Annotated in this window: 25 protein-coding genes; 11 read left to right on the top strand and 14 right to left on the bottom strand. The window is 46.3% G+C overall.

The genetic code is table 11. The features are described 5' to 3' along the window. The 4 genes from F8H35_RS06345 to F8H35_RS06330 form a co-directional block, all read right to left on the bottom strand. Nucleotides 1–147: a hypothetical protein gene (locus tag F8H35_RS06345; protein WP_472572700.1), complete on the bottom strand. Its 147-nt coding sequence runs from the start codon at nt 145–147 to the stop codon at nt 1–3. A gap of 63 nt (nt 148–210) precedes the next feature. Beyond that, on the bottom strand, nt 211–363 hold the full coding sequence (locus F8H35_RS06340; protein WP_472572738.1) for a nucleotidyltransferase domain-containing protein: 153 nt from the start codon (nt 361–363) through the stop codon (nt 211–213). Nucleotides 364–465: 102 nt separating this feature from the next. Continuing rightward, nucleotides 466–2043, bottom strand: a complete 1578-nt coding sequence (gene metG, locus F8H35_RS06335) for a methionine--tRNA ligase (RefSeq protein WP_472572699.1) — start codon at nt 2041–2043, stop codon at nt 466–468. A gap of 10 nt (nt 2044–2053) precedes the next feature. Beyond that, complete coding sequence (locus F8H35_RS06330) at nt 2054–2872, bottom strand: 2,3,4,5-tetrahydropyridine-2,6-dicarboxylate N-succinyltransferase (protein ID WP_472572698.1); 819 nt, start codon at nt 2870–2872, stop codon at nt 2054–2056. 100 nt (nt 2873–2972) lie between these two features. Between F8H35_RS06330 and F8H35_RS06325 the strand changes: the two genes are divergently transcribed. Next, nucleotides 2973–3257 (top strand): hypothetical protein, encoded by a 285-nt coding sequence (locus F8H35_RS06325; RefSeq protein WP_472572697.1) that lies wholly within the window; start codon nt 2973–2975, stop codon nt 3255–3257. Here the strand turns inward: F8H35_RS06325 and xth are convergent. From xth to argS, 9 genes are read right to left on the bottom strand one after another with little or no spacing between them, the layout of a single operon-like run. Continuing rightward, complete coding sequence (gene xth / locus F8H35_RS06320; protein WP_472572696.1) at nt 3254–4030, bottom strand: exodeoxyribonuclease III; 777 nt, start codon at nt 4028–4030, stop codon at nt 3254–3256. The two genes, F8H35_RS06325 and xth, sit on opposite strands and share 4 nt — an antisense overlap. After that, complete coding sequence (locus tag F8H35_RS06315; RefSeq protein WP_472572695.1) at nt 4030–4647, bottom strand: MotA/TolQ/ExbB proton channel family protein; 618 nt, start codon at nt 4645–4647, stop codon at nt 4030–4032. The genes xth and F8H35_RS06315 overlap by 1 nt, the downstream gene beginning before the upstream one ends. After that, nucleotides 4648–5439, bottom strand: a complete 792-nt coding sequence (locus tag F8H35_RS06310) for a tRNA (adenine-N1)-methyltransferase (protein ID WP_472572694.1) — start codon at nt 5437–5439, stop codon at nt 4648–4650. Then, nucleotides 5426–6478 carry a lytic transglycosylase domain-containing protein gene (locus tag F8H35_RS06305; RefSeq protein WP_472572693.1) on the bottom strand — a complete coding sequence of 351 codons (1053 nt, stop codon included), beginning with the start codon at nt 6476–6478 and terminating at the stop codon, nt 5426–5428. Before F8H35_RS06305 ends, F8H35_RS06310 begins: the two co-directional genes overlap by 14 nt. Continuing rightward, nucleotides 6471–7214: a YebC/PmpR family DNA-binding transcriptional regulator gene (locus F8H35_RS06300; protein WP_472572692.1), complete on the bottom strand. Its 744-nt coding sequence runs from the start codon at nt 7212–7214 to the stop codon at nt 6471–6473. Before F8H35_RS06300 ends, F8H35_RS06305 begins: the two co-directional genes overlap by 8 nt. A gap of 48 nt (nt 7215–7262) precedes the next feature. Then, on the bottom strand, nt 7263–7670 hold the full coding sequence (gene nikR / locus F8H35_RS06295; protein ID WP_472572691.1) for a nickel-responsive transcriptional regulator NikR: 408 nt from the start codon (nt 7668–7670) through the stop codon (nt 7263–7265). Beyond that, nucleotides 7658–9046, bottom strand: a complete 1389-nt coding sequence (locus tag F8H35_RS06290; protein WP_472572690.1) for a YchF/TatD family DNA exonuclease — start codon at nt 9044–9046, stop codon at nt 7658–7660. The genes nikR and F8H35_RS06290 overlap by 13 nt, the downstream gene beginning before the upstream one ends. Beyond that, nucleotides 9043–9774, bottom strand: a complete 732-nt coding sequence (locus F8H35_RS06285) for an SPOR domain-containing protein (RefSeq protein WP_472572689.1) — start codon at nt 9772–9774, stop codon at nt 9043–9045. The genes F8H35_RS06290 and F8H35_RS06285 overlap by 4 nt, the downstream gene beginning before the upstream one ends. Then, a complete protein-coding gene (argS, locus tag F8H35_RS06280; RefSeq protein ID WP_472572688.1) occupies nt 9774–11435 on the bottom strand; it encodes an arginine--tRNA ligase in 1662 nt (553 codons plus the stop codon). The genes F8H35_RS06285 and argS overlap by 1 nt, the downstream gene beginning before the upstream one ends. An 86-nt stretch (nt 11436–11521) precedes the next feature. On the opposite strand from argS, the gene ileS reads away from it, so the two are divergent. From ileS to F8H35_RS06255, 5 genes are read left to right on the top strand one after another with little or no spacing between them, the layout of a single operon-like run. Beyond that, complete coding sequence (gene ileS, locus F8H35_RS06275; protein ID WP_472572687.1) at nt 11522–14311, top strand: isoleucine--tRNA ligase; 2790 nt, start codon at nt 11522–11524, stop codon at nt 14309–14311. Beyond that, on the top strand, nt 14308–14976 hold the full coding sequence (gene radC, locus F8H35_RS06270; protein ID WP_472572686.1) for a RadC family protein: 669 nt from the start codon (nt 14308–14310) through the stop codon (nt 14974–14976). Before ileS ends, radC begins: the two co-directional genes overlap by 4 nt. Further along, a complete protein-coding gene (gene rfaE1, locus F8H35_RS06265) occupies nt 14969–15937 on the top strand; it encodes a D-glycero-beta-D-manno-heptose-7-phosphate kinase (RefSeq protein ID WP_472572685.1) in 969 nt (322 codons plus the stop codon). The genes radC and rfaE1 overlap by 8 nt, the downstream gene beginning before the upstream one ends. 33 nt (nt 15938–15970) lie before the next feature. After that, complete coding sequence (locus F8H35_RS06260; RefSeq protein WP_472572684.1) at nt 15971–16900, top strand: TIGR00269 family protein; 930 nt, start codon at nt 15971–15973, stop codon at nt 16898–16900. Continuing rightward, nucleotides 16894–17700 (top strand): menaquinone biosynthetic enzyme MqnA/MqnD family protein, encoded by an 807-nt coding sequence (locus F8H35_RS06255; protein WP_472572683.1) that lies wholly within the window; start codon nt 16894–16896, stop codon nt 17698–17700. The genes F8H35_RS06260 and F8H35_RS06255 overlap by 7 nt, the downstream gene beginning before the upstream one ends. On the opposite strand, the gene F8H35_RS06250 is transcribed toward F8H35_RS06255, so the two are convergent. Then, nucleotides 17687–18379: a hypothetical protein gene (locus tag F8H35_RS06250; protein WP_472572682.1), complete on the bottom strand. Its 693-nt coding sequence runs from the start codon at nt 18377–18379 to the stop codon at nt 17687–17689. The two genes, F8H35_RS06255 and F8H35_RS06250, sit on opposite strands and share 14 nt — an antisense overlap. A gap of 69 nt (nt 18380–18448) precedes the next feature. Between F8H35_RS06250 and F8H35_RS06245 the strand changes: the two genes are divergently transcribed. The 5 genes from F8H35_RS06245 to F8H35_RS06225 form a co-directional block, all read left to right on the top strand. Next, the gene (locus F8H35_RS06245) at nt 18449–19339 is read left to right on the top strand and encodes a DUF4388 domain-containing protein (protein ID WP_472572681.1); all 891 of its coding nucleotides are present in this window, start codon (nt 18449–18451) and stop codon (nt 19337–19339) included. Next, complete coding sequence (locus F8H35_RS06240; RefSeq protein WP_472572680.1) at nt 19329–20321, top strand: c-type heme family protein; 993 nt, start codon at nt 19329–19331, stop codon at nt 20319–20321. The genes F8H35_RS06245 and F8H35_RS06240 overlap by 11 nt, the downstream gene beginning before the upstream one ends. 63 nt (nt 20322–20384) lie before the next feature. After that, entirely contained in the window at nt 20385–20951 is a 567-nt protein-coding gene (locus F8H35_RS06235; RefSeq protein ID WP_472572679.1) for a class II aldolase/adducin family protein, read from the top strand. A gap of 11 nt (nt 20952–20962) precedes the next feature. Further along, entirely contained in the window at nt 20963–21826 is an 864-nt protein-coding gene (locus tag F8H35_RS06230; RefSeq protein ID WP_472572678.1) for a prephenate dehydrogenase, read from the top strand. Further along, on the top strand, nt 21823–22264 hold a 442-nt coding region (locus F8H35_RS06225), incomplete at its 3' end, for a diaminopimelate decarboxylase family protein (RefSeq protein WP_472572677.1). The genes F8H35_RS06230 and F8H35_RS06225, both read left to right, overlap by 4 nt.

The following is a 22264-nucleotide window of genomic DNA, read 5'->3' as shown; positions in this document are numbered from 1 at the left end:
TCAGTCCCCCTTTATCCCCTTTAAAACTTCAGAAAAAGTTTCCGAAATTTCCGGGTTTTTTAACTCACCAAAAATCTCTCTTGCCCTCTCCTCATCGTAGGCGTGAACAAGCTCATTCCTTTTTAAACGCTCTCTCAAATCTCTCACAAGCCCTTCGTCTCTTTTCCAAAAGAGCCCCTCCTCAAGGACTTTCCTCAAGAGCTCAGGATTTCAAACGGTCTCAAGGTTAACTATATCAACATCCCTTAGAATGGGGAGTTCTTCAACTACATCGTAGAGCTTTAAGAACTCAGAATCTGAAAGACCCGGAGAGTAGATGGCAACGTCAACATCTGAAGTTCTGGAAAACCGGTCTGTGAGAATAGAGCCGAAGAAGATTATTAAGGAGTTTGGGGGGAGAGCTCCCTCAAGAGCCCTCCCGATGAGTTCTATGTAGTCCTCTTTCGTGTATTTCCTTATCTAAGTTTAACCTTTCTTCGTCTTTGCCAGGCGAACCTCTCCCGTCTCTTTATCATACTCAATTCTCGGGAAGAGAATCCCTCCCTTTTCAACCTCTTTTCCGGGCTCTATCCCTCCCCACTCCTCAAACTCAGATGAGCGTAAATCCTCAACTTTTCTACCGAGCCTTAACAGGTCTGCCATCTTCTGGGCAGATTCAGGCATGTAGGGGTAAACAAAAGCTGTTATGAATCTTAAAGACTCAACCATGTTGTAGAGGACTCTATCAAGCTCCTCTTTTCCCTCTTTGTTGAGGCTCCAGGGAGCTCTCCTGTCTATGTAGTAGTTGACGAACCCGACAAACTGCCAGATTTCATCTAAAGCCTTTGTAAGCTCGGCCTTTGGGATGAGCTCCTTTAAACTCTCAAGAGTTGCAAGGGCCTTGTTTTTCAGCTTTACGTCAAGCTCCTCCTCAACACCTTTCGGCTCTGGAACAACGCTCTTCCGATATTTCCTCAACATTGAGAGGGTTCTGTTAAACAGGTTCCCAAGGTCGTTTGCAAGCTCTCCGTTTATCCTGGCAACGAGCTTTTCATAGGAGAAGTCTCCATCCAAACCGAAAGAAACCTCCCTGAAGAGGAAAAACCTGACCTGATCTACTCCGAACTTTTCTACGATCTCAAACGGGTCAATAACGTTTCCTTTAGATTTACTCATTTTCTCTCCTTCAACAGTCCACCAGCCGTGGGCAAAGACCCTCTTGGGAACGGGAAGACCGGCAGACATGAGGAAGGCAGGCCAGTAAACGGCGTGGAAACGGAGAATATCTTTTCCAACCAGGTGTAGGTCTGCAGGCCAGTAGCGGTTGAACCTCTCTGTATCTTCAGGGTAACCTATGGCTGAGAGGTAGTTTGTAAGGGCGTCAAACCAGACGTAAATAACGTGCTTTTCGTTTATGGGAACGGGAATTCCCCAGGTAAAGCTGGTCCTTGAGATGGAAAGGTCTTTAAGACCCTGCTTAACAAAGTTTATAACCTCGTTCCTTCTGAACTCTGGAGCTATGAAGTCGGGGTTCTTCTCGTAGAGCTCTAAGAGTTTGTCCTGATATTTGCTGAGCCTAAAGAAGTAGCTCTCCTCCTTAACCCTTACAACTTCCCTCTTACAGGCGGGGCAGAGCTTCCCCTCTAACAGGTCTTTTTCCGTGTAGTAGGTCTCACAGGGAATACAGTACCAGCCTTCATACTCCCCTAAGTAGATATCTCCCTTTTTGTAGCACTCCATAAAAATGTGCTGAACAGCCTTTACGTGGTATGGGTCTGTCGTCCTTATGAAGTGGTCGTAGGAGATGTTTAACTTCTTCCAGAGCTCCTTAAAGACGGGAACTAAAGAGTCAACGAACTCCTTTGGAGACATTCCCCTCTTTTCGGCCGCCTGCTGTATCTTCTGGCCGTGCTCGTCAGTTCCCGTGAGGAAGAAAACGTCTTTACCTAAAAACCTGTTGAAACGGGCAACAACATCTGCAGCTGTTGTTGTGTAGGCGTGGCCCAAGTGGGGCTTATCGTTAACGTAGTAAATTGGCGTTGTTACGTAGAACTTGCTGCTCAAGGCTTCCTCCTTAAACGGGAACGTTAAATTCCCTAAGAACTTCGTTCAGTGATGTTTTCTTATCCGTTGACTCCTTCCTCTTTCCGATAATGAGGGCACAGGGGATGTGGTATTCGCCGGCGGGGAACTTCTTAACCCTCGTTCCGGGAATCACAACGCTCCTTGCAGGAACCCTTCCCCTGTACTCAACAGGTTCATCTCCGGTAACGTCAATAATGCGAGTTGAGGCAGTTATTACAACACCTGCACCTAAAACGGCTTCTTCCTCAATGATTGCTCCCTCAACGATGATGCACCTTGAACCTATGAAGCAGTTGTCTTCAATGATTACAGGAGTTGCGTTTGGTGGCTCAAGGACTCCACCTATTCCAACTCCACCGGAGAGGTGAACGTTTCTCCCAATCTGTGCACATGAGCCGACCGTTGCCCACGTGTCAACCATCGTTCCGGAGCCAACGTATGCACCGATGTTGACATAAGAAGGCATGAGAATTGCGCCGCTCTCTATAAATGAGCCGTAGCGGGCAGTTGCAGGGGGAACAACCCTTACGCCAAGCTTGTCCCAGCCCTTCTTGAGGGGTATCTTGTCGTAGTATTCAAAGGGTCCAACTTCCATAACCTTCATCTCTGAAATGGGGAAAAAGAGGAGAATGGCCTTCTTGACCCAGTCGTTGACCTTCCAGTTTCCAACGCTTATCCTCTCTGCAACCCTGACCTTTCCCTTATCAAGGAGATCAATAACTTCCCTTACGGCTTCCTTATATTTCTCATCCTTGAGGAGCTCCCTGTTCTCCCACGCTTCCTCTATCATTTTCTTGAGCTGTTCCATTACAGAACCTCCCTGAAATTTGTGGGGAATATCTTACAAAATTCAAAGTTTTGCAGGATTTGACGATAATAAATAATGTAAACCGATTTCAGAGGAAATTGTGATAGGAAAGGTAGGAAACTACGGATACTCTTTATTCTACCCGAACTTCCAGTCTTCCGGCCAGCTGAACTTTTTAAAACGGCTACCTGAAGACCAGATGAAACAGGTAATCTCACTCCTTGGGAAGATGCCTGAGGAGATGAGGAAGAGAGCTCTAAGCGAGATAAGAGGGCTTTTCGCAATGTCTAAGGCTCAGGAAGTTATGTATCAGACAATAATGACTCTGATAAACTCCCTGAATCAGAACGTAGGCGGTGGGAGCTCCATCAGCGTATACGCCTAAATTCTGAACTCAGCGTAAACAGGAGCGTGGTCTGAAGGTAATAGATTATCTCTCTTCTTCCTGGCGTTGTAATCAATATCGCACTTTAAACAGGCATCAAGCAGAGGTTTTGTGGCAAAGATGTAGTCTATCCTCAATCCCCTGTGTCTTGAGAAAGCACCGGTCTCTATGTCAAACCAGCTGAACTTCTGTAGCTGAGGGTTCTTCTCCCTGAAAAGGTCATAAAGCCCAAAGGAGAGTAATTCCTCAAGTGCTTCCCTCTCGTCGTCCATAAACCCCGGCCTTCCTTTCCAGATGTCCGGGTCGTAAACATCTATTTCCGAACGGGCAACGTTGAAGTCCCCCAAAACAATTAAGGGATCTGAGGGGGAGAAGTTCTCTGTAAGGAAAACTTTTAGCTTTGTGAGGAAGTAGATCTTATAGGCGTGCCTCTCCGTTCCCCTCTCACCTCCTCTTGGAACGTAGACATTAACAAGTGTGAAATCCTTGAAGTAAGCTGTAATTATCCTTTTCTCATCTTCCTCGCCGTCGGGCCACCCTTTAACTACTTTCTGGAGAGCTCTCTTAGAGCAGACTGCAACGCCGTTGTAGGCTTTCTGTCCGTGGGCTTCGCAGGTATATCCGGTCTCCTTGAAAGATGAGTAGGGGTAGAGGTCCTCCTCAACCTTAATCTCCTGCATTCCCAGAACGTCTGTTTCTGTCTCTTCAAGCCAGTTAAGAACTAATGAAAGGCGAACCCTTATAGAGTTAACGTTCCAGGTTGCTACCCTCACTACTTGAGCCCCTTAAAGTTGTTGGCAAGAAGGACACCTGCAGCTTCAACTTCAGCTGCTATCTTGTCAAGCTTTTTATTGAAGAAGTTGAACATGACAACAGCGGGAATTGCCACAATAAGACCCAGAATAGTTGTTAAAAGGGCTTCTGCCACACCGGCAGAGAGCTGCTGGGGGCTCCCTATAGCTCCTCCTCCAGTTAAAACCCCAAATATCTTTACCATTCCAAGAACAGTTCCAAGAAGACCCAAAAGGGGGGAGATTGCGGCAGTTGTTGCAAGGAGAACCATTCCCCTTTCAAGCTCAGTAAACCGCCTTCTGGCACTTACTTCAAAGGCGTTGAGGAAGTTCTCCTTGGTCGGCTCCCCAAGGTTCCTCAGAGTATCAAGAACAATGAGAGAGAGGAAACTCTTCCTCCTCTTACAGAGCTCAACGGCATCTCCAACGTTTCCCTGTCTGAGAAAGTCAAGGAGAAGTTTGAGGTCTTCCTTAGGAATAAGCTTTCCCACTCTGAGTGTTAAAAGTTTCTCTATAACCACTGCCAGTGCAAAAACTGAAAGGGCAAATATGGTATAGCCAACAATCCCCGACTTGGTTAGTATTTCAAGCCCTCCCATTTAAAAGTTCCCCTCCGGTATTTTTCTTGCAAATATAAGATAAGCTGTATGGGCTGGCATCCTGTCTTCAGGCCGGAACCTTTCTGGAACAGTTTTATACTTCCTCAGGAGAATCTCTGAAACCTCTAAGTCTATAAACGGCATACTTTCTAAAACCTTAAGAGTCTCTATGACCTGATTGGCAGTTGGAACTAAAATCCCCAGAAACCTACCAGGCTTCAGGGCAGAGTAGGCCTTATCTAAATAAAGCCAGGGTTCCCTAACATCCAAAAAGAGGGCATCTGCCTCCTCTTCCTCGTCAAACCCTTCTGAAATGTCCCTGTGTTTTACCTCAACCCTTGAATCAAGCCCAACTTTCCGCAGGTTTGAGAGGGCGTTTTTTATGAACTCCTCCCTCTTTTCATAGCTGATAACCTTTCCCGCTTCACCAACAGCCTGGGCAAAAACGGCAGTGAGAGCTCCGCTTCCAATTCCACTCTCAACAACCGTGTCTCCCGGCTTAACGTCAAGCCTTAAGAGTATGTAGGCAGCGTCTTTTGGGTAAACGATCTGGGTCAAACGGTTCAGCTTGAACATTATGAACTCGTAAAGTGTAGAGGGCAGGAGAAGATAGGTATGCCCTTTGTGGGTTTTTACGGCGGAACCGTAGGGTTTTCCTACAAGTTGAGATAGATCAATCTCTCCCTTTTCCGTGTTGAACTTCCCCTTGGTAAGGGAAAGGTTCAAGAAATACTTTTTTCCTTTTTCCGGGTCAAAAAGGATAACCGTATCGGTTTCTCTAACTGTTTCCATTCTCTCTCTTTTCTCCCAACTTCACAATGACAAGAGGCTGGCCTTTAAAGGCAACGTTATATCTAAGACTGTTTAATTTTTTTATAAAGTTAGCAGGGACACCAAACCGGCGGGCTATAACTGTGAGCTTCTCTCTTCTTTTAGGAACGTAAACGTAAACTTTAGAGTTTTTCGCATACCTTAACACCTTAAAGTTTTTAATAGAACGGGAAGGTAGATAAACATAGTATCCTGCCGGAACTATGCCCCTTCGGAACTGCTTGTTGAACCTCTTTAAAACGGAATATGGAACCTTTAAAGCCCTTGCAACCCTTGAAAGAGTAGTCCTTGAAGCTACTTTAACTGTTACCAAATTGTTAGATGAATTCTCTTTAAGAACCTTAGAGGACTTAACAACGGAGAGAACAGCGTAAAACTTTGGAACATACTCAAGGGTTTCATCTGGAAGTTTTGTTAGATCCCAGAACTGGTCTGCTCCAAGCCTCTTTAAACGCTTCTCTATCGTTCCAGGGCCTGCATTGTAGGCGGCTATGGCCAGATCCCAGCGGTGGAAGAGGGAGTGGAGCTCCTTCAAATACTTAGCAGCAGCAATAGTGGATTTAACAACGTCAAACCTCTCATCTATCAGCCAGTTTACTTTAAGTCCTAACTTTCTGGCAGTTCCCGGCATCAACTGCCAGAGGCCTGCAGCTCCAGCCTTTGAAACGGCTGCCGGGTTCCCGTTGCTCTCAACAATGGCAAGGAGTGAGAGATCTTCAGGAAGCCCGTAGCGGCGAAAGATCTTCCTAACTGTGGGGTAGAGGACTTTAAAGGAGTCAACCTGCGAAAGGAGTTTTACCCTGTTCCACCTGTTCCTGTAGTAAGAGAGCCAGAACTGAAAAGATGGCTTATCCCAGGGAATGTTAAGCAGAGTATCACAGGAAGTTGAAGAAAAAGAGCAGGAAGAGAGAAAAGAAGACTCCCTCTCAACCATATTCTTTAAATCTCCACCGTAAGCCGGAAGGGAAAGGAGAAGAAAAAGAATCAAGAATTTACGCATTATTCATAACCTCTTCCGGCATGTCAAAGTTGGAGTAGACCTCCTGAACGTCATCAAGGTCTTCAAGGGCTTCAAGCAGTTTCAGAACTTTAAGGGCTGTATCTCCCTCAACTCTCGTTGTGGTCGTTGGAATCAGGTCAAGCTTTGCCTCTTCAATCTCAATTCCTGCATCTAAAAGACCCTTCCTCACAGTTTCAAGTTCTGAAGGCTGGGTGTAAACGATGAACTTTCCATCCTCTGAAACAACGTCATCTGCCCCTGCATCAAGGGCCGCAAGCATTACAGTCTCCTCATCATACTTATCTCCGGGAACAACAATAATCCCTTTCCTCTCAAACATCCAGGAGACGCAGCCGGAAGTTCCAAGGTTTCCCCCGTGTTTTGAGAAGGCATGTCTGACTTCCGCAGCTGTTCTGTTCCTGTTATCGGTTAAACACTTAACAATTATTGCAACTCCACCGGGGCCGTAACCCTCGTAGGTAACTTCCTCAAAGGTTTCTCCGGCTATCTCTCCCGTTCCCCTCTTTATGGCCCTCTCTATGTTCTCTTTCGGCATGTTGAACTTACGTGCCCTCTCTATTGCAGCCCTGAGCCTGGGGTTGGATTCAGGGTCTCCGCCCCCTTCCCTTGCAGCAACAGTTATTTCCCTTGCAAGTTTCGTGAAAATCTTTCCTCTTTTAGCATCCTGAGCCGCCTTTTTATGGCGAATGTTTGCCCATTTGGAGTGGCCAGCCATCTTTACCTCCCAATCTGTTTACTCCAACGGGAATATAGACAGTTTCCTCTAAGGTTCAACGCCGGTAAATACAAGCTTTGCGTGTTTAACTCCTTTAAGAGAAGAAATTCTATCTGCAAGTTCTTTTATCTCTCTAACCTTTCCTTTAACAGCAACTATCTCTAAGCAGTGATGGTGGTCTATGTGAATGTGCATTGTTGAAATGATGTTATTAAGGTAGCTGTGCTCAATCTCTGTAATCTTTTCAACAAGCTCTCTCTGGTGGTGGTCGTAGACGATTGTAAGGGTTCCAAAGGCGAAGCTGTCGGGCTTTAAGTCTTTCTCTATAAGGGCTGAGCGGATTAAATCCCTTACAGCTTCAGACCTGTTTACGTAACCCTTTTCATCTATAAAGGCATCAAACTTCTCAAGTAGTTTCTCGTCTATTGAAACCGTAAACCGAACTACTCTTCCCAAGGCTTGAACCTCTTAAATGGTCTTATCTTAAAGTTTACCCCAAGCTCTCTGGCAAACCTTTCAAAGGCCTGCTTGTTGAACCCCGGGTAGTCAACGGCAGTGATTAAAACGTTAAAGCCTTTTTCCTTTGCATCTTTTATGAATGAAAGGAGCTCCTCCCAGCTCTTCTCACCAAACTTCGGACGGACAACCCTGTAATACTCTTCAGGGCTTGAAGCGTTAACGCTGACGCTGAATGTATCAACAAGTCCTTTCAGTTCTTCCAAGATGTTCCTGTTTCCCGTTATCAAGTATGCCAGCCCGCAGGTATCCACCCTTACAGGAACATCTTTTGCAAACTTCTTTATCCACTCTGCAACTTTTTTCAGAGTCTCATACCTCTCAAAGGGCTCACCGTAGCCGCAGAAGACGATTTCACTGTAGACTTTCGGGTTCTTTATTCGGTACATGTACTCTTCGGCTATCGGCTCCCTTGAAAGGTTCAGGTTGTAGCCGAGTATGTAGTTCTCCGTTCCTCGGAAGCAGAACTTACAGCTACAGGGACACTTGGTTGTAAGGTTTATGTAGAGCCTATCTCCAACCTGGTAGACGAGCCTCTCTTTCTCCTCTTCGGGATTCATTGGCAGGTTGAAAAGCCTTTTGGCGTTTACAGTGGTTATTCTGTCTACATCTGTAAAGGAGAGGCCTAAAACTTTTGCAACCGTCATTGCAGTGTAGGCTACGTAGGTGGGCTTATTCCTCTTCCCCCGAACGGGCTGAGGAGCAAGGTAAGGTGAATCGGTTTCAATTAGTAGCCTTGAGGATGGAACGAACTTGAGGGTCTGGCGGAGCTCCTCGTTCTTCGGATACGTAACGGGGCCTGCGTATGAGATGAAGAGGCCTGCGTCTAACGCTGCCTCAAGGAGCTCCCTCTCTCCGCTGAAGCAGTGGATAACTCCTCTAACGCCGTTAAAGTGTTTCCTTATAAACTCTGCCATCTCCTTTGCAGCGTTTCGGGTGTGGATTATTACAGGAAGGTTTAGCTCTTTCGCCGCTTCAATCTGCATCAGGAAGATTTCATACTGCTTCTCTTTTGGAGAGAGGTTCCTGTAGAAGTCAAGCCCCATCTCTCCAAGGGCAACAACCTTAGGGCTCTTTGCAAGCTCTATAATTTTCTCGTAGTCTTTCTCAGAGTAGTTTTTCACCTCGTGGGGATGGATACCAACGGAGGCATAGATGTTCTTCCCCTGCTGGGCAACCTCTATTGCTCTTCTACTATCTTCAAGGTCGCAGCCAACGGTTATAACGGCGTCTAACTTCTCCTCACACTCCTTTATTACCTCTTCCCTGTCTTTATCAAACTGGGGAAAGTGGAGGTGGGCATGGGTGTCTATCAATTCTTCCTCCACTTAAGGACTGAATCAAACCCTGCTGAGCGGAGCTCCCTCTGAACAACCCTCGCCTGGTGAAGAGAATCGTAGTAACCAACAATAACCTTTACGTATCTCTTTCCAAAAACGGTCTTTGACTGAAAACCTTTACTGTTTAGTTCCTGAGCCAGCTTAACTGCATTAACCTTGTTCCTAAATATACCAACCTGAAGGTAGTATCTCTTTCCAGGTTTTCTCTCCTGTTTAGAAACAACACTTTCAGAAACAGCAGTCTTCTTAACCGGCTCTGTTTTCTGAACTTTACTTTCAACCACAGGAATAACTGGCTTTTCCGTTTTTACCTGTTGCTCTTTCTTTACAGCTTCCTTAGAAGCCACAACCTCCTGCTGGGTTTTCTCTTCAGTTTTAACTTTCTGATTTTCGGAAACTGTTTCCTTTTGAGCTTTCCCATTATTTTCCTTTGAAGCCACAGCTGTTGAAGTGGAAACTTCCTGTTTCTTCTCCTTTTTCAGAGGGGGAGCTCCCACAACTTTCTCCTCAACAGGCTCAGGCCTTGAAACCGGCGTTATTCGGGAAAGGGTCTTAATAAGCTGTCTCTTCTGAATCTCGCAGACCTTTTTCTCCTCCTCAATACCTGTTCCCTTCCCTACGTAGTAGCCCACGCCGTAGGCAAAAGCAAGTAGAACAGCGGCAATTACGGCAATAATAATCTGGACCCTCCTCTCTCCTTCCATTACATCCTCCTCGGTGCTTTAACGTTTAATATACCAAGACCAACCTCAAGGGTTTTCCTAACTCCTTCAACTAAGTAGAGTCTGGCAGAGGTAAGCTCTCCGTTTTCACTGTCTACAACCCTGTGTTTGTTGTAGAACCTGTGGAGTGCAGAGGAGAGCTCTATCAAGTAGTAGGTAAGTCTGTGGGGTTCTCTCTTTAAAGCTGCCTGCTGAAGCTCGTACTTCAGGCTGTAGCACCTAAGTATAAGCTCTCTTTCCTCTTCTGTGTTCAAAAGGTTCAGATGGTCGGCCGAAGGTCTAAATCCCCTCTCTTCCGCTTTATCAAGAACGCTGCAGAGCCTTGCGTGGGCATACTGAACGTAATAAACCGGATTTTCGCTTTTTGTAGAAAGAGCAAGGTCTAAGTCAAAGTCAAGAGGGGTGTCGTGGCGCTTCAACAGGAAGAAGAAACGAACAGCATCAACTCCAACCTCGTCCATAAGCCATTTAAGGGGAATAAAGTTCCCTTTCCTCTTTGACATCTTTATCTCTTCACCGTTCCTGAAGAGTTTAACAAGCTGAATGAGGATAACTTCAAGCCAGTCCGGGTCTTTACCGAGGGCTGCAATGGCCGCCTTAACCCTTGGTATGTAGCCGTGGTGGTCTGCTCCCCAGATGTCTATCCCTCTGTCGTAGCCCCTCTCTATCTTGTTGTAGTGGTAGGCAATGTCTGATGCGAAGTAGGTAAACTCTCCGTTTGAGCGCCGGACTACCCTGTCTTTATCGTCTCCAAAGAGGGTTGTCTTTAGCCAGAGAGCTCCGTCCTTCTCGTAGATGTAATCCTTCTCCTCTAAAATCTTTAAAACCCGCTCAACTTCGCCTTTTTCGTAGAGCTCCCTCTCACTGAACCAGCTGTCAAACTCAACACGGAGCTCCTTCAGGTCTTCCTGAATCTGTTTGAGGAGCTCCTCCTTTCCAAACTCTGCAGCTACCTCAACGGCCTCATCTTCCGGCAGTTCCAAAAGGTCTGGCTTTAGCTTTAAGAGTCTCTTTGCAAGCTCTCTTATGTAGTTCCTGCTCCATATCTCAATCTCACCGGAGTAGGCGTCCTCTGGAAGGGTTATCTTTTCACCTTTAAGTTCTTTGGCCCTAAGGTAGATGGAGAGTCCTAAGAGCTTTACCTGCCTGCCGGCGTCGTTTACGTAGAACTCCCTCTCAGGCCTGTAGCCCGTAAGCCTCATAATGCGGTAGAGAACGTCTCCGACAACGGCTCCCCTTCCGTGGCCAACGTGTAAGGGACCTGTTGGGTTTGCAGAGACGTACTCAAGGAGAACCCTCTCACCTTTTCCAATGTCTGAAACGTAGAAATCTGTCTCAACTACAGACTTTAAAATCTCTGTATAGAGGGACTGGGAGAGCTTAAAGTTTATGAATCCGCCACCTGCAACCTCTACGCTCTCAAAGTCTCCCCTTCCCCTTAAAACCCTTACAATCTCTTCAGCTATAGCCCTTGGAGGCTGTTTCAAAGTTTTTGCAAGGAGAAAGGCAACGTTTGTTGCAAGGTCTCCAAACTCTTTTCTCTTGGGCTTTTCAAACGAAGCCCTATCAACAACAGAAACCGCATCTTCCCCGTAGATTTCTCTAACAGCCTCTACCACCCTCTCTTTGACAATCTCTTTCATCTTCCCGCCTTTTAAGACATAGAATTTCGGCCTGAATTATATTTCAACTCTGATAAAATAGAGCCACTTTTCTCAGGAGGAACCCTATGGGCGGTAAAGATTACAAAGAGACGCTGAACCTTCCAAAAACGGCATTCCCAATGAGGGGAAACTTACCCAAAAAGGAGCCCGAAACGTTAAAGAGATGGCAGGAGCTTAACCTATACAGGAAACTGATTGAAGAGCACAGGTGCGACGACCAGTTTATACTCCACGACGGCCCTCCATACGCCAACGGCCACATCCACATAGGCCACGCCCTCAACAAAATTCTGAAGGACATTGTCGTCAAGTCTAAGGCGATGCAGGGATACCAGACTCCTTTTGTCCCCGGCTGGGACTGCCACGGCCTGCCGATTGAGAGAGCTGTCTTTAAGAAGATAAAGAAGAGGAAAGACGAGGTTGACCCGTTAGAGGTGAGGAAACTCTGCAGGGAATACGCAGAGAAGTGGGTCAACACCCAGAGGGAAGAGTTTATCAGGTTGGGAGTTGTTGGGGACTGGGAAAACCCCTACATAACTATGGATCCAAAATATCAGGCAGATATTGTTAGAGAGCTCGGGAAGTTTTACGAAAAGGGGCTCGTCTACAGGGCCAAGAAACCGGTTTACTGGTGTCCAAGCTGTGTTACGGCGCTGGCTGAAGCTGAAATTGAGTACGGAGATGAGACTTCTCCCTCAATCTACGTGGGGTTTAAGGTAAAAGACGGAAAAGGTGTTCTCCCTGAGGACTCCTACTTAGTAATCTGGACAACAACACCTTGGACACTTCCTGCAAACGTTGCTGTTGCCGTTAACCCGGAGCTCCCCTACTCAATCCTGAAGTCCGGCGAGAAACACTACGTTGTTGCAACGCCCCTCCTTGAGGACTTTAAAGAGAAGACGGGAATTGAAGGTGAGGTAGTTAAGGAAGTTCAGGGAACTGAGCTTGAGGGGATAACCTACACCCACCCGTTCGTTGAGAGAGAAGGAAGGGTTGTTCTCGCAGACTACGTTGCATCTGATACGGGAACGGGACTTGTCCACATTGCTCCCGGCCACGGTGAGGAGGACTACCAAGTTGGGCTGAAGTACGAACTGCCCGTTTTAGTTCCCGTTGACGACTACGGAAGGTTTACAGATGAGGCCCCCCAGTGGCTGAAGGGAATGAAAATATGGAAGGCAAACGGCGTAATCATTGAGAAGCTGAAGGAACTCGGAAACCTCTTATACGCAGGTAAGATAACCCACTCATACCCCCACTGCTGGAGGTGTAAAGGGAAAGTAATCTTCAGGGCAACTCCCCAGTGGTTCATCGCAATGGACAGGGGAGAGCCAACCCTCAGGCAGGTTGCCCTCTCTGAAATTGACAGGGTTAAGTGGATTCCAGAGTGGGGAAGGGTAAGGATAAGGAACATGGTTGAGCAGCGCCCCGACTGGTGCATCTCAAGGCAGAGGATCTGGGGCGTTCCGATAGTTGCTTTCTACTGCAGGAAGTGCGGCGAGGTCATCTACTCCAAGGAGATTGCAGACAGAGTTGCAGAGATCTTTGAGAAGGAATCTGCAGACGCCTGGTATGAGAAAAGCGCTGAAGAACTCCTGCCTGAAGGTTTTACTTGTCCCAAGTGCGGCGGAAACGAGTTTGAGAAGGAGATGGACATCTTAGACGTCTGGTTTGACTCAGGCTCTTCCCACGCTGCAGTCCTTGAGAGGAGGCCGGAGTTCTCCTGGCCTGCAGACCTCTACCTGGAAGGTTCAGACCAGCACAGGGGTTGGTTCCAGGCAAGCCTGTTAGAGTCCTGCGGAACGAGAGGGAGAGCTCCCTACCGCTCAGTCCTCACCCACGGCTTTACGTTAGACGAGAAGGGCTACAAGATGAGCAAGTCTCTGGGGAACGTTATATCTCCCTTAGACGTTGTTAAACGATACGGTGCAGACATTCTAAGGCTGTGGGTTGCAAGTGAGAACTTCACAGAGGACGTGAGGATTTCAGACAACATCCTCAAAAAGGTGAGCGATGCCTACAAGAAGATTAGGAACACCATAAGGTTTATGCTTGGGAACCTCTCAGACTTCACCCCAGAAAAGGCACTCCCCTACGAGGAGCTCTCCGAAATTGACAGGTGGGCGATAAACAGGTTCCAGCAGGTTGTGAACGACGTTGTCAACGACTACAACAGCTACAGGTTCAACAGGGTATTCAGAAGAGTTTACGAGTACTGTTCCGTTGAGCTCAGCTCAATCTACTTAGACATAAGTAAAGACGCCCTCTACTGTGAGCACCCCGACTCTAAGAAGAGGAGGAGCTCCCAGACGGCCATCTACAGAATACTCTACGGCCTCACAACTTTAATTGCTCCAATCCTTTCGTTCACTGCAGAGGAGGCCTACAGCCACATTCCGGGGGCTGAGAAGGAATCGGTCTTCTTAGAGGAGTTCCCGCCACTGTGTGAGGAGCTTGACGAGGAAATACTTAAAAAGTGGAACAGGCTCATTGAAGTTAAAGGGGTTGTAAACAAGGCTCTGGAAGTTGCAAGGAAGGATGGGCTCATAAACCACTCCCTGGAGGCTTCAGTTAAGGTCTATGCAGGTGAAGAGGACTACAAGCTCCTGAAGGAGTATGAGGAGGAGCTCCCCTACATCTTCATCACCTCCCAGGCGGAGGTTCTTCCCCTTGAAGAGGCGCCGGAAACGGCAGTTGAGAGCGAAGACGTTAAAGGAGTTAAAGCTCTGGCAGAAAGGGCCAAAGGGGAGAAGTGTCAGAGGTGCTGGATCTACAGCGAAACCGTTGGGAAAGATGAGGAGTATCCGGACGTCTGTGAAAGGTGTGCAAGGGTTTTAAGGGAGTTGAAGGCTTGAGGTATAGACTGAAGGAGCTCCCCCCGTCTGACAGGCCAAGGGAGAAGCTCTTAGAGATAGGGGCGGAAAACCTTACAGACTCAGAGCTCATTGCCATTCTCCTGAGGACCGGAACCAGCGGGAAGAACGCTGTTGACCTTGCAAGGGAGCTCCTTAACCACTTCGGGGGTTTGGAGAACCTCTCAAAAGCGTCGGTTGAGGAGCTGAGCTCGTTTAAGGGGCTTGGAAGGGCAAAGGCCATAACGCTGAAGGCCGCCTTTGAGCTTTCAAGGAGGGTAAAGGGGAGCAGGAAGGAGAGGATATCCTCTCCCGAGGAGGCCTTTGAAATTCTGAAACCCTTTTCCCACAAAGAGACCGAACACTTTGGAATTATGACCCTCAACAGGAAGGGCTTTCTCATAAACGTCCACGTCGTTTCAGTTGGAGGAACCGGGAAAACTGCAGTCAACCCGAAAGAGGTCTTCAGCCCTGCTGTTAGAGACCTTGCCGAGGCCGTTATCCTCTTCCACAACCACCCGTCTGGGGATCCTACCCCCAGCAGGGAGGACGTTGCCATTACAGGGGAGCTCTTAAAAGCTGGAAAGCTCCTTGGAATTGAAGTTCTGGACCACATAATCCTTGGAAGAGAAACGTTTGTAAGCCTTAAAGGAGAAGGCCTTGTTTAGAAGGGAAATTCTCAGGAATTTCACTGGCAAGAGAATCCTTGTAATCGGCGATTTTATGGTTGACGAGTATATAAAGGGAACGGTTGAGAGGATCTCTCCAGAAGCCCCAGTTCCCGTTGTTGAGGCAAGAGGAGTTACCCTCAGACCCGGCGGAGCTGCAAACGTTGTTGCCAACATTAAATCCCTGGGAGGAAAAGCAGTCCCCTTAGGAGTTGTTGGAAAGGATGAGGCAGGGGAGAGGTTAAGGGAGCTCCTTAAAAACTTAGGGGTAGAAACGGAAACCCTTATAACCGATACGTCACGGCCAACAACTAGGAAGACCAGGATAATCGCCGGCTCACAGCAGCTTCTAAGGGTTGACTGGGAAAGCAGAGACTACCTGCCGGAAAAGATAGAGAGAGAGGTTATCTCTTTCCTCTTAAACCACTACAGGGAGTTTGATGCAGTTGTAATCTCAGACTACGGCAAAGGGGTAGTAACGAGGGAGCTCTTCAAACACACAGGGAAGATAAAGAGGGAAGTTCCAGTATTCTTAGACCCGAAGGAGAAGAACTTCAGGCTTTACCAGGAAGTTACTGCAATGACACCAAACATAAAGGAGACCTTTCAAGCAGTTAAAGTTTTACCTGACACTGATGAAAAGGCAGAAGAAGCCGGGAAACGGCTGATAGAGAAGTACAAACTTGACTACGCTGTAATCACAAGGAGCGAAAAAGGTCTCTCTTTAGTTATGAAAAACAGCGTTAAGCACATTCCTACAAGGGCAAAGCAGGTCTTTGACGTTACAGGAGCTGGGGATACCGTGATAAGCGCCTTTGCCCTCTCGGTGGCAGCCGGGGCAACCCCCGTTGAAGCCGGAGAAATAGCAAACCTTGCGGCAGGAATAGTTGTAGGGAAACTGGGAACGGCAACGGCAACCGTTGAAGAGATTGAAGAGGCCCTGAAGGAGATAAAGGGCTGATAGAATAGTTCAAAACTCAAAAGCAGGTAAGGAATGCTCTGCAAGATCTGTAAGTCAAAGGGAAAGAGGACAAAAGCAGTTATATACCTAAGGCACCACAGGTTAGCCCTCTGCAGAGAACACTTCATAGAGTGGTTTGAGAGGCAGGTTCAGAAAACCGTAAAGCAGTTCAAAATGTTCTCAAGGAAGGAGAAGGTTGCCGTAGCCGTTTCAGGAGGTAAAGACAGCCTCTCGCTCTGGTTAGCACTCCACAGGTTAGGATACGAAACCTACGGAATCCACATAAGCCTCGGAATAAAAGGTTGGGAGTATTCAGAAAAATCACTTGAAGTCTGCAGGAAGTTCTCAGAGAGGATAGGAAGGCCTCTCATTGTCTTTAACCTGAAGGAGGAGTTCGGATACACGATAGAGGAGATAGCTGAAGGGGCAAAGAGGAGAGACGTCTGCTCTGTGTGCGGAACGTTCAAGAGGTATCTGATGAACAGAATCGCTAAGGAACAAGGATTCAGGGTTGTTGCAACGGGACACAACTTAGACGACGAGTCGGCCCTCCTCCTGTCAAACACTATGAGGTGGGAGATAGGCTATTTAGGAAGGCAGTATCCCGTTCTCCCTGAAGAGAGAGGATTTGCAAGGAAGGTTAAACCTTTCTGCTTTTTGACGGAAAAGGAGACAGTAAGCTACGCAATTCTTAACAGAATTGAGTATATGGAAACCGGCTGCCCCAACGCAAAAGAGGCCACTTCAAAAATATACAAGCAGGCCTTAGCACTGTTAGAACACGAAATGCCCGGAACGAAGCTCAGGTTCTACAAGGAGTTCCTGAAAAAGGCAAAGCCCATTTTTGAGAAAGAGCTTAAAGAGCAACTTGAGCTTAACGAGTGTGAGGTGTGCGGAATGCCGACAACGGCTCCTGTCTGCTCGGTCTGCAGGACTTTAGAGAGGTTGAAGAAGGGATGCTGAAGGTTGGAAAGATTGAATACTTGAACACCGTTCCCGTCTACTATGGCTTTATAAAAGGAGTTGTTGATAGCTCCGGGGTGGAGTTTGTTGAGGACGTTCCATCTGAGCTCAACAGACTGCTAAACGAAGGATTTTTAGACATCTCTGTAATCTCCTCCTACGAGTATATCCAGAACAGCGAGAAATACCTATTACTTCCAGACCTTTCAATCTCTGCAGAGAAGAGGGTTGTAAGCGTCCTCTTCCTCTCAACTGTCCCCATCCACCAGCTCCACAGGAAGGATGTCTGGATAACACGGAGCTCCATGACCTCAAAGGAGCTCCTCAAGTATCTCCTGAGAGAGGTCTACGGTGTTGAACCAAACTTCTACTACTACTCGTTGAAAGAGAATACACTGCCGCGGAACCCCAGGGCAGTTCTGGCAATAGGTGATGATGCCCTGAAGCTGATGAAGATGAAAAAGTTTCCCTTTGTTTACGATTTGGCAGAGGAGTGGTTTAACCTGACCGGACTTCCATTTGTTTTTGCACTATGGGCAGTAAGAAGAGAGAGCTATAGCCGAAAAAAAGAGGAAGTAGTAAAATTTTACCGAAAACTTATAGAATCAAGGGATTATGGAGAAAAACACTATCCTGATATTTGCAGAGAATATGCTCCTGAACTAAATCTCCCGGAAAAACTCTGTGAAAATTACCTTAAATGTCTTAACTTTCACCTTTCGGAAAAAGAGCTACAATCTCTGAAACTCTTTTCTGAAAAAGTTAATAGATCTTTCAATCCTGAGTTTATAGAAACATAAGTCTATGGTAGAGCTCTTCCCTCTCCTTCTCATCATTCAGGTGGGAAACTATGAGCTCTACAAGCTCACTGTAGTCTCCGCTTTTCCACTCTTCAAGGGCATCTTCCAGAACTGAAAGGGACATTATTCCAAAATAATCTGAGAGTATCTTAAGGGCTTTCTCCTTTTTCTCTTCGGTAAACTCTTCTGGCTCTACACCGCCCTTTTCCTCTAAAGGCACCTGGGAAACCGAAATTGAAGGAAGGAGGGACGAGAGTTTCTCACTAAGTGCATCTCTAATATTACTCGGTAATCCTTCAAGAAGGTTATCAAGAAAATCATCAACACTTCCAGAATGTGAAAGAGCCTCATCTATAACAAAAGAAGAGGCAACACCGAAGTATGGGTTAAGAACGTTGAGGAGCTCCTCCCTAACAGAATCAGAAATAGAAAGAACTCCTTTCTTCTGAGAAACTCTCTTTTTAACGCTGCTCCTGAGACGTTCTACAACATAACTGTGAAACTGAGCAACAGCCGAATCAACATCTGCTCCTTCTTCAACACTCTTTTCTAACCTCTTTATAGAAAGGCCGTCTTTAAAGATGTTTGAAACAACCTTACCGCTCTTTTTGTAGTACTCTGTTTGAACGTGAAAAACAGAATTACCCAGTTTAACATCCTCATTGTAGGAAACTGCCATTTCCCACTTCTCCTATACTGGTATATGTGTTAGGATTATTCTAACACCGAAGTAATACTGGGAGATACCATGGAACTGAGGGGCGATTTCTCCTCCTACTCAGAAATTCTTGATCTGCTCCAGATAGTAAGCATCGGGAAGAAAACTGGTGAGGTTCTCCTCAACAGCAATGGAGAAAGTATAACTCTACAGCTGAAGGATGGGAAAGTTATAAACTTCAAAACCAACGTCCCGTTCTTAGAAGAGCTGAAGGAAAGAGTAAGAAAAGGAGAAATCTCCCTATCGGAAGCCGTAAAGTTTATCCTCCACTACATTGCAATGTGGGAAAAGGGAAGGTTCTCTTTCCTGGAGAAAGAAGTAAAAACAGAACCCATAGAAGAGATAGATACTATTGCTGTTATGATGGACTTCACAAAAGAACAGGATGAAATGGGAGAAAAACTTAAGGAGCTCTTTAAGAGAAACCCCGTATTTGAACTCTCAGAAGACATAGGAGAACCGGTGACTATAGATCCGGAAAGCTGGAAGCTTATCTCCCTCATATCTAAAGGAAATAACCTTGCAAAAGCCATCTTTCACGGAGCAAAATCTTTTAAGAGCGGACTGGAAAAGATATACGCTTTAAAAGAAAAAGGATTCATCAGGGAAGCAGAGGAAATTTCCAAACCGACAACAAAAGAAAAAGAGACAGAGGAAAAAACAGGCTTCGTTAACCCAGAAGTCTTTGAGAAAATAAGGGAACTGTTGGTGGAAGCAATGGGACCTATGGGAGAGTTCTTAGTTGAGGAAACATTTGAAGATATGGAAATAACAAAGCTTCCTGTCAATATGATAGACACTTTCGTTGAAAACCTGATAGAGAAAATTCCAGACACATGCCTAATAGAGGGGGAGAGCTGCAGGGAGAGGTTAAAGGATGAGATAACACTCTTGTTGAGAGGAGGAGCTGATGGGAATTAAAAATCTGAGCATTTCACAAAAAGTTCTCATCGTTTTCATAATAGTTGTTGCACTTGCAACTGCTTCCTTCCTCCACCTCCTTGACAAGAATTACCAGCAACAGCTTATAAAAGAAGGTAGGTTAATTGCACAACAGGTTATTATCTTCAGACGTTGGATAGCAGGCTTTGGAACTGTATGGACGAAAGACAAGTACAACCCCGATACCGGCTACCTCGTTGCACTTGATGCCCAGAACGGTGTTTTAAAAAGCTACAGGACAGGAGAAGAGCTCCAGAACTTAGATGAAGTCCACTTCTACGCCCACAACCCGGCTCTGGCAACGAGGGAACTTTCAGAGCTAACAAACATAGAGTACGGCTGGAGCTTTAAAGCAGTTTCAGATAGGTATCTATCACCTACAGACAAACCGGATAAATGGGAAGCAAAAGCTATAAGAGAAATAAAGAAAGAGCTTAAGAAAGGAAACTCATCTGGAGAGTACTGGGGATGGGACGGAGATAAGTTCCGTTTTGCAAAAGCCCTCAAGGTTGAAAAAGGCTGTTTAAAGTGTCATGGAACCCCTGATCAGGTTGATCCTATCTTCAAGAAGGCCATTATTGCAAAGTATGGAGAAGAGGCTTTCAAGAGGGCCTCTGGGTACAAAGAAGGGGAGCTCCGTGGAATCATCAGCGTAATAATCGTTCCACCAAGCCTTATAGGAACAGCCATGAAAATGGTAGATATCTGGAACGTCCTGGCACTCCTCTTAGCATTCATAATCTTCTGGTACTTTGCCAAAAACGAGATAATTAAACCAATTGAAAAACTTACACAGGCAGCCCACGATATCAGCGTTGGAAAACTTGACTTAGACCTTGGAGTAAGAGGATTGAAAGAGGAAGAGGTTAAAGACGAGATAACAAAACTGGCAATTGCAATAGACAGATTAAGGGCCAGTATCCAGATAGCTATGGAGAGGTTGAGAAAGAGGAAGAAGTAAAGTTTTATCTCTACTAAACACAAAAGAGGCCGCCTTTTGGCGGCCTTTTCATTTGGAGGAAAAATGGTTCCTTTCCTGAAAGAGAGGAAAGAGCTAATAAGAGTAGGAAGAATCGCCTTTGAAGCAGGTCTTACAGATACCCACGGTGGAAACATCAGCATGAGGATTGGGAAAAACATTCTGATAAAGCGCTCAGGAAAAATGTTAGGCTACCTGAAAGAAGAGGATTTCGTTCTAACAACATTAGAAGAGAATCCGGCACTTGACAGGTTTGCCTCTATGGAGTTGGTTGTTCACAGAGCAATTTATAGAGCAAACAAAAGCGTTAAAGCGATTCTCCACACCCACTCACCGTTTACAGTTGCCTGTTCACTGAAAACCGAGAAAATAGTCCCTGCAGATTCAGAAGGAAAGCTCCTTTTAGGTGAAGTCCCCGTTGTAAAAGCCCAAAAAGTTGTTTCCTCACCAGAGGTCGCCCAAAAGCTCTCGGAAGTGCTTAAAGAAACCTCTGTTGCCGTTGTTTACAGCCACGGTCCTTTTGCAGCAGGGAAAACGCCGGAAGAAGCCCTTATGTACATCTCTGCACTTGAAAACTCCTGTAAAATTCTGACAGCACTTAAAAACCTTTAAGGAGAGCTCCCTTGGAGTGGGACTTTCATGAAATCTGCATAATAGGACTGGGGCTCATAGGTGGTTCATTTGCGCTGAATCTTAAGCTCAAAGGCTTTCCCGGAAAGATAACGGCCGTAGATATAAACCCTGAAGCCATTGAGAAAGGCTTAGAGCTTGAGTTCATAGATAGGGGAAGCATAAAACACTCAATCGTTTCAGGTGCAGACCTTGTTGTGATAGCAACCCCTGTTGGAGTTTATGAAACCGTTATAGAGCAGATAAAACCCTACATAAGAAAGGGAACTGTAGTAACAGACCTTGGAAGCGTTAAAGGAGAGCTTGTAATAAAGTGCGAAAAACTCCTTGAGGGAGTAGCCCCCTTTGTTGGTGGGCACCCGATAGCGGGAACGGAGAAATCGGGAGTTGAGAACGCAGTTGAGAACCTTTTTGTAAACGCAAAGTTCATAGTAACTCCAACGGAGAGAACAGATCCAGAAGCCCTTGAGAAAGTAAAGAGACTCTGGAGGAACTTAGGCTCCGAGATTGTAGAGATGGATCCCTTTTACCACGACAGGGTCTTTGCAGCTGTGAGCCACCTGCCCCACGTTGTTGCCTACTCAATAGTTTCAGCAATAGATAGACTTTCAGAAGAGGTAAAGACGAACCTTTTTGATTATACTGGCGGCGGTTTCAAAGACTTTACCAGAATAGCCATGAGCGATCCGATAATGTGGAGGGACATCTGCATAGCCAACAGGGAAAACCTGTTAAACTCGCTGAAAACCTTTAAAGCAGCTCTTGAGGAGGTTGAAAAACTCATAGAGAAAGAGGATAAAGAAGGGCTTAAAGAGTTTTTCCAGAGAGCAAAAGAGAAGAGGAGCGTGGTTAAATGAAGGAGATTTACCCGAAGCTGGGATACAAAAACGGGGAGCTCTGCTTTGAAGGGGTTTCTCTAAAAGAAGTTGCAGAATCTATCGGAACTCCAGTTTACGTTTACAGCAGAGGAGCTTTAGAACACTGGTTTAACGAGTTTGACTCTGCTTTCTCAGGCGTTCCCCACACAACCTGTTTTGCCGTCAAGTCAAACTCAAACGTCCACGTTTTAAAGGTCTTAAAGGAGCTTGGAGCCGGAGCAGATACGGTCTCTATGGGGGAGATTTTCAGAGCTTTAACTGCGGGAATTGACCCTAAAAAGGTTGTATTTGCAGGGGTTGGAAAGAGGGAAGATGAGCTCTTATTTTCCCTTGAAAGAGAGATTTTAATGGTCAACGTTGAGTCTGAGGGAGAGCTCCATGCATTAGAGAAGGTAGCAGAGAGATTGGGAAAGAGAG

Source organism: Thermovibrio sp. (assembly GCA_015488335.1).
Classification (GTDB): Bacteria; Aquificota; Aquificia; order Desulfurobacteriales; family Desulfurobacteriaceae; genus Balnearium.
This window is presented reverse-complemented; position numbering and strand designations above follow the sequence as displayed.

Bases quoted from the DNA above. Each gene is read 5' to 3' on its own strand.
- ileS (WP_472572687.1), top strand. From the start codon at position 11,522: ATGGGCGGTAAAGATTACAAAGAGACGCTGAACCTTCCAAAAACGGCA.
- F8H35_RS06300 (WP_472572692.1), bottom strand. From the start codon at position 7,214: ATGGCTGGCCACTCCAAATGGGCAAACATTCGCCATAAAAAGGCGGCT.
- F8H35_RS06315 (WP_472572695.1), bottom strand. From the start codon at position 4,647: ATGGGAGGGCTTGAAATACTAACCAAGTCGGGGATTGTTGGCTATACC.
- F8H35_RS06310 (WP_472572694.1), bottom strand. From the start codon at position 5,439: ATGGAAACAGTTAGAGAAACCGATACGGTTATCCTTTTTGACCCGGAA.
- F8H35_RS06285 (WP_472572689.1), bottom strand. From the start codon at position 9,774: ATGGAAGGAGAGAGGAGGGTCCAGATTATTATTGCCGTAATTGCCGCT.
- F8H35_RS06305 (WP_472572693.1), bottom strand. From the start codon at position 6,478: ATGCGTAAATTCTTGATTCTTTTTCTTCTCCTTTCCCTTCCGGCTTAC.
- F8H35_RS06255 (WP_472572683.1), top strand. From the start codon at position 16,894: ATGCTGAAGGTTGGAAAGATTGAATACTTGAACACCGTTCCCGTCTAC.
- argS (WP_472572688.1), bottom strand. From the start codon at position 11,435: ATGAAAGAGATTGTCAAAGAGAGGGTGGTAGAGGCTGTTAGAGAAATC.
- F8H35_RS06250 (WP_472572682.1), bottom strand. From the start codon at position 18,379: ATGGCAGTTTCCTACAATGAGGATGTTAAACTGGGTAATTCTGTTTTT.
- F8H35_RS06330 (WP_472572698.1), bottom strand. From the start codon at position 2,872: ATGGAACAGCTCAAGAAAATGATAGAGGAAGCGTGGGAGAACAGGGAG.
- F8H35_RS06240 (WP_472572680.1), top strand. From the start codon at position 19,329: ATGGGAATTAAAAATCTGAGCATTTCACAAAAAGTTCTCATCGTTTTC.
- F8H35_RS06260 (WP_472572684.1), top strand. From the start codon at position 15,971: ATGCTCTGCAAGATCTGTAAGTCAAAGGGAAAGAGGACAAAAGCAGTT.
- F8H35_RS06245 (WP_472572681.1), top strand. From the start codon at position 18,449: ATGGAACTGAGGGGCGATTTCTCCTCCTACTCAGAAATTCTTGATCTG.
- F8H35_RS06235 (WP_472572679.1), top strand. From the start codon at position 20,385: ATGGTTCCTTTCCTGAAAGAGAGGAAAGAGCTAATAAGAGTAGGAAGA.